Origin of the sequence: Streptomyces sp. L7 (assembly GCF_050990935.1) — a bacterium.
Lineage (GTDB): Bacteria > Actinomycetota > Actinomycetes > Actinomycetales > Microbacteriaceae > Leifsonia.
On sequence record NZ_CP194644.1, the window covers coordinates 2,898,125 to 2,912,778 of the forward strand.

Consider the following 14,654-nt stretch of genomic DNA (forward strand, 5'->3'; position numbering starts at 1 on the left):
GCCCAGGCGTGGCCCCTGCCGGAATCGGGAACCGGTGACTAGTGTGTGGAGCACGAGGGGGACTCTGCAGGAGGTCATCATGATGCCGCAGCCGACAGGACGACTCGTACGCAAGGACGACGGAGTGTACGTGGTGCTCGACCGCATCTTCAAAGCTCCGATCGAGGAGGTGTGGACGTACTTCAGCAGATCGCCTCGGCTCGCCGAGTGGATCGGCGAGTACACCGGAACGGGCTCGACCGGCGCCGTCAAGTTCCGGATGAACGCGGAGGGCGACGACGCCGAGTGGCAGAACGTGGCCGTCATGCTCTGCGACGCCCCGCACCGCCTCCACGTCGACGTCGGCAAGGCCCCCGACTCGCTCGTGATGTTCGTGCACCTGACGGAGGCCAGCGGCCACACGACCGTCACCTTCGGCCAGCGGCTGCGCGCGATCGGCACCTCGGCCGACTACTGCATCGGGTGGGACTACTACCTCGACCGCCTCGTCGCTGCGCACAACGGCAAGCCGCTGCCGAACTGGGACGACTACTACCCGGCGATGCGCGATCACTACGAGACGCTGTGCCGCGAACTCGACCACGACATCCGCGCCGAGCACCTCCTCGCGCAGCGGGACGGCACCACCGGCTGAGCGCTCCGGCGTCGCGCCGGCCCCCGCTCAGTGCCAGCGGTGGTCCTGGAGGGACACGCGCGGTCCCCGGCGCTGGAACCGGAACCCGCTGGCCAGGATCAGCCGCACGACGCGCTGACGATGGCCGCGCCACGGCTCCAGGAGTTCGAGCATCCCGTCGTCGTCCACGCGCGAGCCGGTGAGGGCCTCACCCACCTGATGCGCCAGGTGGTAGTCGCCGACGCTGACCAGGTCGGGATGGGCGTGCGAGCGCTGCAGGGTCTCGGCCGCGGTCCACTGACCGACGCCTGAGATGGTGCGGAGGGCGGTCTCCGCGGCGTCGAGGGTAGCGGCGGATCCGATCGCGCGCTCCAGCGACGGCGCCAGCACGAGCACCGCCTGGACGGCACGCGCGCGCCGCGGGTCCACCCCGGCGCGGTGCCAGTCCCACGACGGGATGCCGCGCCACTGCTGGAGCGTCGGCACCACCCGCATCCCCTCGGGCGCAGGGCCGGGAGCCGGCTCGCCGTACCAGCGCAGCAGCCGCGCCCACGACCGGTAGGCCTCCAGGCTGGTGACGCGCTGCTCGATGATCGCGGGGAGCAGCGCCTCCAGCACGAGCCCCGTGCGCGTCAGCCGGAGGCCCGGGTTGCGGTGGAGGCTCTGCCTCAGCAGCGGGTGCGAGGCGACGTCGAGGCCCGACCAGTCGTCGCCGCGGCCGAGCAGCCCGGGCACCGCGGAGATCACCCAGTGCGCGCCCGGGCCCCACGCCGCGGCCGCCATGCTGCCGTCGGGCGCGGGCCGGAGGACGCGCAGGGTCGCCGGCCCCTCCGGTGTGCGCCAGGTGCGCCACATCCCGCCGAGGTCCCAGGTGGTCGTCGGGTCGTACGGCCCGCGGCCGAGCTGGCCCAGCGTGCCGGACAGGTCGAGCGGCCCCTCCGGACGGTACACGGTCTCCACGGGCCGCCCGGAGGGGGCGTCGGCGGGGAGCACGGCGGTCATGCACGGCATGCTACGTCACGCGGCTGACCGTGGCGCCGAGGACGGGTCTGGTCGCCTGTCGGTGGATTCCCCTAGCTTCTCCTCATGGGGATCCACATCGAAGCCGACGCCGTCGCGCGCCTCCGCGACCGCGTCCACGGAACCGTCTACCTGCGCGGCGACGACGGGCTCGCCGCCGAAGTCGTCTGTTTCAATCCCACCGTCCGGCACGACCCGGACGTGGTGGTCGCCGTCGCCGACGAGCAGGACGTCGCGGAGGCGGTGCGCTTCGCCCGCGAGCAGGGCCTTCCCGTGCGCGTCCAGGCCACCGGCCACGGCTCCGAGTCCGCCATCGTCGGCGGCCTCATCGTCTCCACCCGCGCGCTCGACACGATCGACGTCGATGACGCGACCCGGCTCGTCCGGCTGGGCGCGGGAGTCCGCTGGGCTCCTGTCATCGCCGCGGCGGCCGAGTTCGGGCTGGCCCCGGTCACCGGGTCGTCGACCAGCGTCGGCGCGGTCGGCTACACCCTCGGCGGGGGCCTCGGACCGCTGGCCCGCACGCACGGCTTCACCGCCGACTGGGTGCGCGGCTTCCGCGTCGTCACCGCGGACGGCGAGGTCGTCACGGCCGACGCCGACTCGCACCCCGAGCTGTTCTGGGCACTCCGCGGCGGCAAGGGCGGCCTCGGGGTCGTCACCGAGATGACGCTGGAGCTGGTGCCGCTCACCACTCTCTACGCGGGCAGCGTGTTCTTCGAAGGCGACGCGATCGAGCCGGCCTTCCGCGCCTGGGTCGACTGGGCGGGCTCGCTCGGCGAGGAGGCCACGACCTCCGTCGTGCTGCTGCGCGTGCCGGACGTCGACGGGCCACCGCCGCCACTGCGCGGGCGCACGGTTCTCAGCGTCCGGTTCGCCTATCCCGGCGACGCCGCGGACGGCGAGCGTCTGTTCGCGCCCATCCGGGCCGCCGCGCCGATCTTCCTCGACTTCGTGGGAGTGATCCCGACCACCGCGGTCGCGACCATCCACAACGACCCCGAGGAGGGCTCGCCGGCCTGGATCCGCGGCTTCATGCTCGACGACCTCGACGCCGCTGACGGTGATGCACTGTTCGACGTCGCCGGGCCGCGGGTGGACTCGCCGTTCCTCGCCCTGGAGATCCGGCAGCTCGGCGGCGCCGCCGGGCGCGACACCGACGACGGAACGGCGGTGGGCGGACGCGCCAGCGGCTACACCCTGAGCGCCATCGCCGCCGATCCCGCGACCTTCGGCACCACCGCGCCCGCGGCGGCCGAGGCGATCACCCGCGCGTTGGAGCACCGCATCTCCGCGGTCACCAACGTCAACTGGGCGGCCGACCTGACCGACCAGGCCACGTTCGCGGGCTCCTGGCCGGCCGATGTGAGCGCCCGGCTCACCGAGGTGCGCGCCACGTACGACCCGGAACGTGTCTTCGCGTTCGGTCCGGCCTGAGCGGCCGGGCTCACTCGGCCCAGACGCTCGGCGCATCCGCGCGCGTGGAGGGCAGCGCGGCGTCCGAGCCCCACTCGAGCAGCCACTCCGGGACGCTGACGTCGGTCGGCGCCGGGCCGACGGCCTCCAACAGCTCCTCGATGGAGACGACACCCCCGCCGCGCTTCAGGAAACGGCCGCGGATGAACGCCTGGGTGTAGATCTCGCCGTCGACCGTGAACCGCTGCTCGACGTAGACGGCCTTCTCGTCGAACCCGAGGATGCGCGACTCGACCACGAAGCTCTGCCAGAGCTCCAGCGACTTGCGGAACGAGATCGTCTCCGACGCGACCACCGGATACCAGCCGCGCTGCTCGAAGATCGCCCAGACGCCGTTCCTGCGCAGCAAGTCGAACCGTCCGATATCGGCGATCGACAGGTACACCCCGTTGTTCATGTGCTTGAGGATGTCGAGGTCCGTCGGCAGCACCCGGAAGCGGGTGCGCGCCACATCCCAGTGGCCCAGGCGCGCGCCGAACCGGGAGAGGAACGCGTGGAGCATCGTCCGGAAGATCATGTGCACGCGGTCATGTTAGTGATACGCCAAGCCCCCTCATCTTCGTTGTGGACCCTCTCCAAGCCCGCTAGGGTTCTGCGAGGGGGAAATCGTGCTGAATCGAATATTCCGGGGTCTCACTGCGTCGAAGGGCGCTCGCGCACGCGCTCGACGGACGGTGGCCGCGGCGGCGTCAAGCGTCGCCGTCGTCTCCCTGCTCGCCGGCTGCGCGCTGTTCGCGGGCGGAGGCGGACCCGGCTCTGCGCCCACGCACTCGCGGACGCCGAAGCCGACCACGACTCCGATGGCGGACGATCGCAGCTACGGCACCGCGACGCCGACCCCGACCCCCACCCCCACCCCCACCCCCACGCCGGTTCCCGCACCCACGCTGACGTCGGTCCCGGCCGGCACTGTGGTCGCGGAGGCGAGCGTCGCGTCGCCCAAGGGCAGCATCCACTTCCACTACCGGGTGGTCTCGAACGGGGACAACACCTACTCGGCGCAATACTCGAACTTCACCTCGACCGTCCCCGTCCCGGTGTCGGTCACCTTCATCGACATCGCACCGCGCGTGGGCGACGGCCTGACCTACCACGGCGTCGGGGACCATCAGCTCGGCGGCCCCACCTCCGCCCCTGCCGCGGCCTCCACGGCGCTGCTGGGCGGCGCCGGCCAGCCGTCCTATCTCGGCACGCTCGTCACGTACTCCTCCGCTACGTCGTTCGACGGCGTCCCGCAGGAGCTCGGCCCGGACAAGGTGCTCGCGGTGGACACGGTCCGCTGGTCGGTGCCGGTCCGCGCGTCGAACGTGCACCCGGTCGACTCCGGAGCCCGGCCCAACGCTGCCGGCGCCGTGACGGCGACGACCGCGAGCGGCGCCCCGAGACGCTACGAGGTCGCAGAGGGAGACACGACCACGGCGGTCGCGGAGCGTTTCGGGATCCCGGTGGAGTGGCTCCTCTGGCTCAACCCGGACCTGCCGGGCGACGGCGGCAATCAGTATCTGCTCGCGTCGACGGCGCTGAACCTGGACCCGGACAGCCTGTAGGGAGACTCGCACCGCCGGCCCCCACGGTCGGGCGGCTCAGCGAGGCAGCGGCACCTCGAGGATGCTCGGCCCGGCCGGCGGCGCCGACAGCGCCTGGTCGAGCTCGCCTTTGGTGCGCGCGACCGCGTACTCCCAGCCGTACGCGCGCGCGAGCGACGACAGGTCGACCGTTTGCGGTGTGTACAGCACCCGGTCGAACGCCTCGACCGGCGCGGTCGCGGCGACCTCCAGCCCGTCGAAGATCGTCCCGCCGCCGTCGTTGCCGACCACGACCTGGAGGTGCGGGCGCGCCTCCCCGGCCCCGCCGAGCAGCGCACCCACGTCGTGCAGCAGCGCGAGGTCGCCGAGGAGCACGCGCGTGACGCCCGCGGCGGCGCCGACCTGCCTCGCCCGCGCCTCGGCGGCGAGCGCGATGCCCGTGGCCGTCGCGATCGTCCCGTCGATGCCCGCGAGCCCGCGGTTGGAGTGCACCGCGATCTTCTTCCCCGGCACCAGCCGGTCGGCGTCGCGGATGAGGCGGGACGCTCCCAGCACGAGCCGGTCGTGCGGCCACGTGTAGCGCCAGAGCGCCTCCGCCAGCAGCGGCCGGGTGATCGGCGCGCGGACCGCGGCGAGCTCGGCGCGGGCGAACGCGAGCGCGTCGGCCGGCTCGTACGAGCGCGCCTTCTCGACGTCGGGGGCTGAGGCGGTCGGGTCTGCGGCGCGCTCGACCTCCTCCGTCAGGCGCCGGCTCGCGAAGACCCAGCTCCCGACCCACGAGCGCACCTCAGGGCTGCGCAGGTCGACGCCTGCGGGTGCCCTGACACCCCCACGACCCTGGCGCGCCGGCCCGGGTTGTACGCCTCGCGGCCGGTCGGCGCGACGACCAGCACCTCGACGTCGTCTCGCATCAGCAAGGCGGGGACCTCGCGGCTGAGCGTGGGATGCCCGAACACGACGGCCCGCTCGACCCGACCGCCGAAGGACTCGTCCCGGAGCAGCTCGCGGTAAGCGACCACCAGTTCCGGCCCGAACCGGGCGCCGCTCGACACCTCCGCGAGCAGCGGGTAACCGCCCGTGCGGGCGAGCTCGGCGGCCTTGGCCCCGGCGTCCGCGCCGGCGACGACGACCGTGAGCGGGCCGCCGGCCAACTCGACGACCTCCCGGCCCAGCGCCGCCGGTCCGGCCGTCGCGGGCAGGGCGCCGCGAACGAGTCCCCCGACGGGCGGAACCGCGACCGACAGCGGCTCGCGGAATCCGACGTTGAGGTGCACCGGCCCGGGATCCGCAGTCGCTGCGCCCACAGCCTCCTCGACGGCGGAACGCGCGAGCGCCCGCGCCTCCTCGGGCTCGCCGTCCGCGCCCACGGGCGCCGTGACATCGTGACTGGCACGCACGACGGTCCCGTAGAGGCCGTCCTGGCGCGTTGTCTGGTTGGAGCGGATGCCGCGCAGCTCGCTCGGCCGGTCGGCCGTGACGACGATCATCGGGATGGCGGCCTCGTGGGCCTCCAGCACGGCCGGATGGAGGTTCGCGGTCGCCGTGCCGCTGGTCGTGACGATCACCGTCGGGGCGCCGGTCTCGCGGGTCAGCCCGAGCGCGAGGAAGCCGCCGACGCGCTCGTCGATCCGCACGTGCAGCCGCGCGGCCCCCGCACGTTCGAGCTCGGCCGCGGCGAGCGCGAGCGCCTGCGATCGCGATCCGGGGCTCACGACGATGTCGGCGACCCCGGCCTCCACGAAGCCGGCGAGGAGCGCGAGCGCGTAGTCGGTCGCCGGGTTGCCGGTCGCCTCCACCTCCGCGGGCTCTTCCGAGACCCGCGGGTCACCCATCCCGTCGGCCGGTCTGGTCGTCGGGACCGTTGTCGTCGAGGTCGGCCAGCTCCTTCTCGAGCCGGCGGATGCGCTCCTCCTGGTCGTGGTCGATCCGGAGCTTACCGAGGAACGCGGGGTCGTCGTCGGGGGCGCTGACCCTGCGGGCGACCTCCGCGCGTCGTCGGCCGCGGCCGATCAGGAACCAGAGGATCCCGCCGATGATCGGGAACAGGACGATGACGAGCACCCACACGGGCTTGGGTAGGCCACGCACCCTGGAACGGTCGAAGAGAGCGCAGTCTGCCACCGAATAGATGTAGAAAACCGCGGCTGCGACGCCGAGGACTATCCAGAGGCGAACCATGGCTACATCGTAACTCTCAGGAGGCCTGCCTAAGCTGGGAGGGTGAAGCGGATTCCCTCCTGGTTGACCTACACCGTGCTGCGCCTGGTGCTGTTCGCGGTGCCGCTCGCGATCCTGCTTCTGCTCGGCATCGTCTGGTACGCGTCGGTCATCGCCGCAGCACTGATCGGACTGTGCCTCTCGTACATCCTGCTCGCCAAGCAGCGTCACGCCGTCGCGTCCGACCTGTACGCGGCGCGCCACCGCGACAAGCCGGCTCCGTCAGCGGACGACGCCGAGGACGACGCGATCGACGCCGCGCAGGCGCACGGTCGGAACGCTCCCGGTCAGAAGGCGTAGGCCGCGCCGAGCGCGATCGCCACGAGCAGCCCGGTGAGGCTGGTGAGCTGCAGCGCGGTGATGAGCTCGCGAGGCGACCTGCCGAACAGCGTGATGACGCAGGCCGGCAGCGCGGCGAGCAGCGCGAACATCCCGAACCACGCGAACGGGTAGAACAGCGCCAGCACCGCGAGGATGCCGAACGGCACGAGCAGGAAAACGCAGAACACGATCCGCGACGCGGTGTTGCCGAGCAGGACGGCGAGCGTCCGCTTCTTGGCGAGCCGGTCGGGCTCGATGTCGCGGATGTTGTTGACCATGAGCACCGCGCACGCGATCAGTCCGGCGATGACGCCGCCGAGCCAGGCCTCCTGGTTGACCGTCTTGGCCAGCATGTAGGTCGTTCCCGCCGTCGCGACCAGCCCGAAGAAGACGAAGACGAACACCTCGCCGAGCCCGTAGTAGCCGTAGGGACGCTTGCCCCCGTGTAGAACCACGCGGCCGCGATGGCCGCGGCCCCGACGATGAGCACCCACCAGAGCTGCGTGAGCAGGACGAGGACGAGTCCCGCGACCGCAGCGAGCCCGAAGAACGTGAGCGCGACCGTCAGCACTTTCTTGGGCGCAGCCTTGCCCGAACCGGTGAGGCGCCCGGGCCCGACCCGGTACTGGTCCGTGCCGCGGATGCCGTCGGAGTAGTCGTTGGCGTAGTTGACGCCGATCTGGAGCAGCACGGCGACCGCCAAGCAGAGCAGCGAGCGGATCGGGTGCCAGATGCCCGCGCCTTCGATCACCTTCGCCGCACCGACACCGATGAGCACGGGAGCGACAGCGAGCGGGAGCGTTCGCAGTCGCGCGCCGGCGATCCAGTCCGCTGCCGTGGCCGGACGGACGGCGGAGGCCTTGGCGCCAGGGCGTGCGCTCCTGCCGCCACGAGGCCCGCGCGCCGGGGGTGGCGCCATCCGCTGCATTCGAGGGTTGTTCTGGCTCATCACAGTGCGAATCGTAACAACAACCGCTATCCCCCAGGCCGTTCGACCGTGTCGCCACGCGCCAGCCGCGCGGCAGCGACCCGGTCGGGCTTGCCGCTGCTGAGGTGCGGGAGCTCGGCGACGGTCACGATCCGGGCCGGCGCGGCTGCGCGCCCGAGCCGTTCGGCGATCGCGCTCCGGAGCGCCGCGAGCTCGGCACGGCCTGTCGTGACGACGACCGGGACCTGCCCCCAGCGCGTGTCCTCGGCCGCGACGACGACCGCGTCTTCGAGGCCGTCCCACGAGCGGACGAGTCGCTCGACGGCGTCGAGCAGCACCTTCTCGCCACCCGAGATGATGACGTTGTCCGACCTCCCGTGCACGGCCACGCGCCCGTCGCGCACTTCCCCGAGGTCACCCGTGCGATACCACCGGACGCCGTCCTCCTGATGGAACACGGCGTCCGTCCGCTCGGGGTCGCCGAGGTAGCCTTCTGCGAGCGTCGGCCCGCTGATCTCGAGCAGGCCGTCCACCTCCCGCACCACGGTCGGGCCGATCGGCACCCCGTCGTAGACGCAGCCGCCCGCCGTCTCGCTCGACCCGTACGTCGCCAGGAGCCGCGCCCCCAGCGCTTCGGCCCGCTCGCGCAGGCGATGGTCGAGCGCCTGCCCGCCGACGAGGATGCCGTCGAACCTGCGCAACGCTCTCCCGACCTCCCGGGCGCCGCCCTCGGCCGCGTCGACCAGCCGTGCGAGCTGCACGGGTACGAGCGACGTGTAGCGAAGGCCGTCGGTCAGCTCGCCGGCCAGCCCCGCGAACCGCAGTGGATCGAAGTGCCCCTCGCCGTAGACGACGGGCTCGGTTCCCGCCGCCAGCGAACGGACCAGCACCTGCGCTCCGGCGACATAGTGCGCCGGGAGGGCGAGCAACCACTGTCCCTGACCACCCATCGCGCCGGCCGAGGCGGCCGCACTGGCCAGCAGGGCGTCCACGGAGAGCGCGACCCGCTTCGGCACGCCCGTCGAGCCGGACGTCTCGATGACGAGCGCGACGTTCTGCGGAGCCCGCTCCGTGTCGCGCGGCCAGCCGCCGCCCGCACGTCCCACGTCCTTCGGCCCGGTTCCCTCCGTCCCGTTCCGACCGGGACCTGCTCCCTCGCCGCTTCCGTTCCGCGGAACGACCGCCGCCCCGCCCTCGGTCAGCGCCTCCCTCAGCGCGGCGAAGAGCTCCCCGTCCGGCGTGCGTCGACCACACGATACTGTCGTGTCACCTGGCGCCCACCACTGAATACATCGCGAACCCGCCGGTCATCCGCACCCGTTCAGTACTGCCACGGGAAGGGCGACCAGTCGGGCTCCCGCTTCTCGAGGAACGCGTCGCGCCCCTCCACCGCCTCGTCGGTCCCGTACGCCAGCCGCGTCGCCTCCCCCGCGAACACCTGCTGCCCGACCATCCCGTCATCAACCGCGTTGAAGGCGAACTTGAGCATCCGGATCGCCGTGGGCGACTTCGTCAGGATCTCCCGCGCCCAGTCGACCGCCGTCGCCTCCAGCTCGGCATGCGGAACGACCGCGTTCACCGCACCCATCTCGTACGCGCGCTGCGCCGAGTACTCGCGGGCCAGGAAGAACACCTCACGGCCGAACTTCTGACCGACCTGTCGCGCGAAGTACGCGCTCCCGTAACCGGCGTCGAACGACCCGACGTCCGCGTCGGTCTGCTTGAACTTCCCGTGCTCGGCACTCGCGATGGAGAGGTCGCACACCACGTGGAGCGAGTGACCGCCGCCCGCCGCCCACCCGGGGACGACAGCGATGACGACCTTGGGCATGAACCGGATCAGCCGCTGCACCTCGAGGATGTGCAGCCGGCCACCGCGCGCGGCGTCGATGCCGGACGCCGTCTCACCCTCGGCGTACTTGTATCCGTCCCGGCCGCGGATGCGCTGATCGCCCCCGAGCAGAACGCCCAACCGCCGTCCTTCGGGCTCGGCCCGTTGCCTGTCAGGAGCACGACGCCGATCCGCGGGTTCGTGCGGGCGTCCTCCAGTGCCGCATACAGTTCGTCGACAGTGTGCGGGCGGAAGGCGTTGCGCACCTCGGGGCGGTCGAACGCGATCCGCGCGATGCGCCCGCTCACGTCGTGGTGGTAGGTGATGTCCGTGAGCTCCCCGAATCCGGGGACGTCCGTCCACACCGCTGGGTCGAAGAGGTCTGATACTGCCGAAGCCATGCCACAAGCCTACGGTCGGGCCCACTATGAAATCGGGTCGCGTGCCAAACTGGTGGAATGCTGCCCGAACTCGCCGACCTGTTAGGGACAGCCCGCGTCGTCCGGCTCCCGATGCGATCGCGGTTCCGCGGTATCACCGTCCGCGAGGCGGTCCTCTTCGAGGGTCCCGAGGGCTGGACCGAGTTCTCCCCTTCGTCGAGTACGACGACCAGGAGGCCGCCGCCTGGCTGCACGCCGCGATCGACTTCGGCTGGCGTGGCGCCCCCGCGATTCTGCGGGACACGATCCCCGTCAACGCCACCGTACCGGCCGTGGCGGCGGCCGACGTGCCTGCCGTCCTCGACCGGTATCCGGGAGCGCGCACCGCCAAGGTGAAGGTCGCCGAGCCCGGCCAGACCCTCGCCGACGATGTGGCCCGCGTCCGGGCGGTCCGCGAGCGCCTCGGTCCGGAAGGCCGCGTCCGCGTCGACGCGAACGCCCTGTGGAACGTGGACGAGGCCGAGCACGCCATCCACGCGCTCGCGCCGTTCGACCTCGAATACGTCGAGCAGCCCTGCGCGACCGTGGAGGAGCTCGCCGAGATCCGCCGGCGCACGCGCTACATGGACATCCCGATCGCCGCCGACGAAAGCGTGCGCAAGGCGAGCGATCCGCTGGAAGTCGCGCGCGCCGGAGCCGCGGACCTGCTCGTCATCAAGGCTCAGCCGCTCGGAGGCATCCACTCGGCGCTGCGGATCGTGGCGGAGGCCGGCCTCCCGGTCGTCGTCTCCAGCGCGCTGGACACTTCGGTCGGCATCGCGATGGGCGCCCACCTCGCCGCGGCGGTGCCCGACCTGGAGTTCGATTGCGGTCTCGGCACCGTCGCGCTGTTCGAGGACGATGTCGCGGAGACGCCGCTCGTGCCGGTGGACGGTGCGATCCCCGTCATCCGCCCTCGGGTGTCGACCGCGCAGCTCGACCGCCTTGCCGCGCCGGACGAGCGCAGGGACTGGTGGCTCGACCGCGTACGCCGCTGTCATCGGATCGTGGAGCACGCGGCAGCGCTCTGACGGCGGTCCGCCGGAGGGCCGGGTCGCCCGATTCGATAGGCGGGGCCGCCGTACATGCCGGACGCGTCAGCCGTACAGCCGCTCCGGCACCTCGAGGCCGTAGATCGCGCGGCCCGAATCCCAGATCGCGCGGCACGCCGCCCGGAGCAGGTCGAGCTCATCGTCGCCCTCGCTGAGGATGCGGACGTCGTTGCCGTCGATGGCGACGGTCGATGTGCCGACCGTGACCGCGCCGTTCTTCCCGGTCTTCGCCGTCGGATACGGCTCGCCCAGCCCGCGCAGGTCACCCAGGATGTAGGTCGGCCGCGACTCTGCGTCCGCCGCGAGGAGCTGCTTGGCGCGGTCGATCCCGGTGAGCACGAGGACCGAGTCGATCCCCGCGCGGTTGGCGCCGAGGATGTCGGTGTCGAGCCGGTCGCCGATGAAGAGCGGCTTGGTCGCGTGGAACCGCGCGATGGCCTCCTCGAAGATCGCGACCTCCGGTTTCCCCGCGACGAGCGGGAGCCGGCCGGCGGCAGTGTGGACGGCGGAGACCAGCGTCCCGTTGCCCGGCGCGATGCCGCGCTCGACGGGGATGGTCCAGTCCGTGTTCGTCGCGATCCACGGACGCTCGCTGTCGGTGCGCCCCTGCAGAGCGAACGACGCCTCCGCGAGCTGCGCCCAGCCGATGTCGGGCGAGAAGCCCTGGATGACCGCGGCCGGGTCGTCATCGGCCGAGCGCGTGACGGAGAACCCGCCCTTCTGGACCTCGTCCTCCAGTCCGTCGCCGCCGACGACGAGGATCGTGGACCCCGCGGGAACGTGCTGGCTCAGCAGCCGCACGGCGGCCTGGGGTGAGGTGACCACGTCCCGCGGCTCGACGTGGAGCCCGAGCTCGTTCAGGTGCGCCGCCACGGACGCGTCGGTGCGCGACGCGTTGTTGGTGATGTAACCAACCCTGACGGTTTCAGCCACGTCGTTCAGGCTGTCGACCGCATGCGGGATGGCGTTCGGTCCCGTGTAGACGACCCCGTCGAGATCGGCCAGCACCAGATCGACACCGGTCAGCGGCGTCACAGTCTCACTCGTCCGTCGAAACAGCGCCATCGTGCGGCTCGTCCTCCGTGGTCTCGTCGTTCGCGTTCTCCGGCGCGGCGCCTTCACCGGTCGTCTCATCGAGCGCAGCCTCGTCCGGGGCCGGCAGGGCGTCGGTGAACTCGTCGTCCGCCTCATCCGCTTCCAGCGGGCCGAGGTCGTCCATCACCACGGCCGGCTCGAACTCCTCCTCGATGACGTGGACGGTCTCGAGCTCCGCGTCGGCGTGGGCCTCCTCGAGCGCGAGCTCCGCACGTTCGGCACGCTCGCGCCAGGTCGCCGACTCCGCGTCGCGGCCGAGGGCTTCGAGCACTTCGGCGTAGGCGTGGAAGAGGTCCGAGCTCCAGGTGAAGGCACGGTTCGGGTCGAGTTGCGGGATCTCCAGCTCGGCCAGTGCGGCCTCCTCCTGTCCCAGATCCAACCGGGCGCCGGACATGGCGATCGCCAGCGCGACCTGGACGTCGGACGGCAGTGCGCCGCGGTCGATCGACCGCCCCAGCTCGAGCGCGCGATCGGGCCTGCCGACCCCACGCTCGCTATCGACCATGAGCGCGATCTGGTCGTTGGAGCCGGTGATCCGGCGGTAGGTGCGCAGCTCGCGCAGCGCGAGCGCGAAGTCGCCGGTCGCGTAGGCGGTGATGGCGAGGGTCTCGCGCACGACGCCGATGCGCCCGGCACGGCGCGCGGCCGACAAGGCGTGAAGGTGCGCGAGCTCGGGGTCGCTGTCGATCAGGCGCCCGGCCATGACCAGGTGCTGTGCGACCCAGTCGGCGTTGTCCTTGCTGAGCGTCTTCAGCTCGACGCGGGCTTCCTTCGGCAGGTCGCGCGCCTCGACATCCGCGGGGAGGTCGGGGTCGTCGTGGCGCGGACGCACCGACCGGAGTTCGCGAGCGAGCGCCGCCTCGGCGTCCAGCTCGTACTCGTGCTCCCGGGCGGCGCGATCACCGCGCGCGGGAGCGCCGTCCCTCGTCCACAGCTTGTCGTCCGAGCGACCGTAACCTCTCGACCCACCGGCGCCGGAGGCGCGGCCGTCGCGGCCACCGTGCGAGCCTTGTCCACCCCGGGAACCGGAGCCGTCGCGGCCGCCGGCGAAACCGCGGGATCCTGCCCCGTCACGCGAACGCGTCGCGTCCCAGGAACCGCCACGCTGACCGCCTCGAGCCTGCTGCCCGTCGCGGCCCTGGCCGTCCCGGTTCCACTGACCCTCGCGGCCCTGGCCGTCACGGCGCTGTCCGTCGCGGCGCTGTCCGTCACGACCCTGGCCGTAACCGCGCTGACCGTCACGGCGCTGGCCGCCGCTGCCCTGAGGGCTACGGCTCGCCCCGTCACGGTTCCACTGACCGCCACCGCCCTGGCCGTCGCGGCGCTGACCTTCGCGGTTCCACTGACCGCCGCCACTCTGGCCGTCTCGACGCTGACCATCGCGGTTCCACTGTGCGTCACGACGCTGACCGTCACGGCCCTGATCGTCGCGGCCATGGCCGCCACGATTCCACTGACCGCCGCCGCCCTGGCCGTCTCGACGCTGACCTTCGCGGTTCCACTGACCGCCGCCACTCTGGCCGTCGCGGCGCTGACCGTCACGGTACTGACCACCACGGGCCTGGCCGTCACGACCCTGGCCGTCACGGTACTGACCACCACGGCTGTCACCGTCGCGGCGCTGACCGTCACGGTACTGACCACCACGCGCCTGGCCGTCACGACCCTGGCCGTCACGGTACTGACCACCACGGGCCTGGTCGTCACGGTACTGACCACCACGGGCCTGGTCGTCGCGGCGCTGGCCACCACGGCTGTCGCCGTCACGCGTGTGTGCCCCGCGACCCTGCGCGTCACTGCGCTGGGCTCCGCCGCGCTGACCGTCGCGACCCCACTGGCCATCCCTCGGCCGGCTCGGACCACCTGCGCGCGAAGAGCCGCCGGACTCGCCCCTGCGGTCACCACCGTCACCGGCACGGCCGTAGCCCTGACCGGAGTCGCGTCGCGGAGCGCCGCCGGAGCGGTCGCCATCGCGGCCCGCGCCGTTGCGTGGGCGACCGGAGCCTCGACCGCGGTCGCTGCCGCTCGAGGCGGACGTCCTGTCGTCGTCTGCCGGTGTATCGCTCACGACTTCTCCTGTCGGGTGCCGGGGTTTCCGCCCAGCATATGTGCGTGGATCGCGCTGGGAACCGCCCGCGCGAAAAGTGCCGATGCAC

14 protein-coding genes and 2 pseudogenes are annotated in these 14,654 nt (G+C 72.2%); 5 read left to right on the plus strand and 11 right to left on the minus strand.

Features of this window, described 5'->3' with window-relative positions; all coding sequences use genetic code 11:
• Nucleotides 1–79 precede the first annotated feature (79 nt).
• On the plus strand, nt 80–634 hold the full coding sequence (locus ACR5MH_RS14490) for an SRPBCC domain-containing protein (protein ID WP_431347842.1): 555 nt from the start codon (nt 80–82) through the stop codon (nt 632–634).
• 27 nt (nt 635–661) lie between these two features.
• Here ACR5MH_RS14490 and ACR5MH_RS14495 read toward each other — a convergent pair whose 3' ends face one another.
• Nucleotides 662–1,615 carry a DNA-3-methyladenine glycosylase family protein gene (locus tag ACR5MH_RS14495; RefSeq protein ID WP_433861886.1) on the minus strand — a complete coding sequence of 318 codons (954 nt, stop codon included), beginning with the start codon at nt 1,613–1,615 and terminating at the stop codon, nt 662–664.
• Nucleotides 1,616–1,699: 84 nt separating this feature from the next.
• On the opposite strand from ACR5MH_RS14495, the gene ACR5MH_RS14500 reads away from it, so the two are divergent.
• Entirely contained in the window at nt 1,700–3,070 is a 1,371-nt protein-coding gene (locus ACR5MH_RS14500; RefSeq protein WP_431347844.1) for an FAD-binding oxidoreductase, read from the plus strand.
• Between the two features lie 10 nt (nt 3,071–3,080).
• On the opposite strand, the gene ACR5MH_RS14505 is transcribed toward ACR5MH_RS14500, so the two are convergent.
• Complete coding sequence (locus ACR5MH_RS14505) at nt 3,081–3,626, minus strand: acyl-CoA thioesterase (RefSeq protein WP_431349427.1); 546 nt, start codon at nt 3,624–3,626, stop codon at nt 3,081–3,083.
• A 157-nt stretch (nt 3,627–3,783) separates the two neighbouring features.
• Between ACR5MH_RS14505 and ACR5MH_RS14510 the strand changes: the two genes are divergently transcribed.
• Nucleotides 3,784–4,656, plus strand: coding sequence for a LysM domain-containing protein (locus tag ACR5MH_RS14510; protein ID WP_431347845.1), 873 nt, complete (start codon nt 3,784–3,786; stop codon nt 4,654–4,656).
• Nucleotides 4,657–4,692: 36 nt separating this feature from the next.
• On the opposite strand, the gene ACR5MH_RS14515 is transcribed toward ACR5MH_RS14510, so the two are convergent.
• Genes ACR5MH_RS14515 through ACR5MH_RS14525 form a run of 3 tightly spaced genes read right to left on the minus strand, consistent with a single transcriptional unit; the run spans nt 4,693 to nt 6,813 of the window.
• Nucleotides 4,693–5,421 carry a thiamine pyrophosphate-binding protein gene (locus ACR5MH_RS14515; protein WP_433861888.1) on the minus strand — a complete coding sequence of 243 codons (729 nt, stop codon included), beginning with the start codon at nt 5,419–5,421 and terminating at the stop codon, nt 4,693–4,695.
• Complete coding sequence (menD, locus tag ACR5MH_RS14520) at nt 5,376–6,467, minus strand: 2-succinyl-5-enolpyruvyl-6-hydroxy-3-cyclohexene-1-carboxylic-acid synthase (protein ID WP_433861889.1); 1,092 nt, start codon at nt 6,465–6,467, stop codon at nt 5,376–5,378. The genes ACR5MH_RS14515 and menD overlap by 46 nt, the downstream gene beginning before the upstream one ends.
• Nucleotides 6,460–6,813, minus strand: a complete 354-nt coding sequence (locus tag ACR5MH_RS14525; RefSeq protein ID WP_431347846.1) for a PLD nuclease N-terminal domain-containing protein — start codon at nt 6,811–6,813, stop codon at nt 6,460–6,462. Before ACR5MH_RS14525 ends, menD begins: the two co-directional genes overlap by 8 nt.
• A 42-nt stretch (nt 6,814–6,855) precedes the next feature.
• Between ACR5MH_RS14525 and ACR5MH_RS14530 the strand changes: the two genes are divergently transcribed.
• Nucleotides 6,856–7,152: a DUF4229 domain-containing protein gene (locus ACR5MH_RS14530; RefSeq protein WP_431347847.1), complete on the plus strand. Its 297-nt coding sequence runs from the start codon at nt 6,856–6,858 to the stop codon at nt 7,150–7,152.
• On the opposite strand, the pseudogene ACR5MH_RS14535 reads toward ACR5MH_RS14530, so the two are convergent.
• The 4 genes and pseudogenes from ACR5MH_RS14535 to ACR5MH_RS14550 form a co-directional block, all read right to left on the minus strand.
• A pseudogene (locus ACR5MH_RS14535) lies at nt 7,140–8,122 on the minus strand (1,4-dihydroxy-2-naphthoate polyprenyltransferase). The gene ACR5MH_RS14530 and the pseudogene ACR5MH_RS14535 sit on opposite strands and share 13 nt — an antisense overlap.
• 26 nt (nt 8,123–8,148) lie before the next feature.
• Nucleotides 8,149–9,207 (minus strand): AMP-binding protein, encoded by a 1,059-nt coding sequence (locus ACR5MH_RS14540; RefSeq protein ID WP_431347848.1) that lies wholly within the window; start codon nt 9,205–9,207, stop codon nt 8,149–8,151.
• 215 nt (nt 9,208–9,422) lie between these two features.
• Nucleotides 9,423–10,043, minus strand: coding sequence for a 1,4-dihydroxy-2-naphthoyl-CoA synthase (locus ACR5MH_RS14545; protein WP_433862655.1), 621 nt, complete (start codon nt 10,041–10,043; stop codon nt 9,423–9,425).
• Nucleotides 9,941–10,333 carry an enoyl-CoA hydratase-related protein gene (locus ACR5MH_RS14550; RefSeq protein WP_433861890.1) on the minus strand — a complete coding sequence of 131 codons (393 nt, stop codon included), beginning with the start codon at nt 10,331–10,333 and terminating at the stop codon, nt 9,941–9,943. Before ACR5MH_RS14550 ends, ACR5MH_RS14545 begins: the two co-directional genes overlap by 103 nt.
• A gap of 57 nt (nt 10,334–10,390) precedes the next feature.
• Here ACR5MH_RS14550 and ACR5MH_RS14555 point away from each other — a divergent pair.
• Nucleotides 10,391–11,382 (plus strand): annotated as a pseudogene (locus ACR5MH_RS14555) (o-succinylbenzoate synthase).
• Between the two features lie 66 nt (nt 11,383–11,448).
• Here the strand turns inward: ACR5MH_RS14555 and ACR5MH_RS14560 are convergent.
• Together ACR5MH_RS14560 and ACR5MH_RS14565 are read right to left on the minus strand one after the other, a co-directional pair.
• The gene (locus tag ACR5MH_RS14560) at nt 11,449–12,438 is read right to left on the minus strand and encodes an HAD-IIA family hydrolase (protein WP_433861891.1); all 990 of its coding nucleotides are present in this window, start codon (nt 12,436–12,438) and stop codon (nt 11,449–11,451) included.
• 4 nt (nt 12,439–12,442) lie between these two features.
• Nucleotides 12,443–14,566, minus strand: a complete 2,124-nt coding sequence (locus ACR5MH_RS14565) for a hypothetical protein (protein ID WP_433861892.1) — start codon at nt 14,564–14,566, stop codon at nt 12,443–12,445.
• Nucleotides 14,567–14,654: the final 88 nt, after the last annotated feature.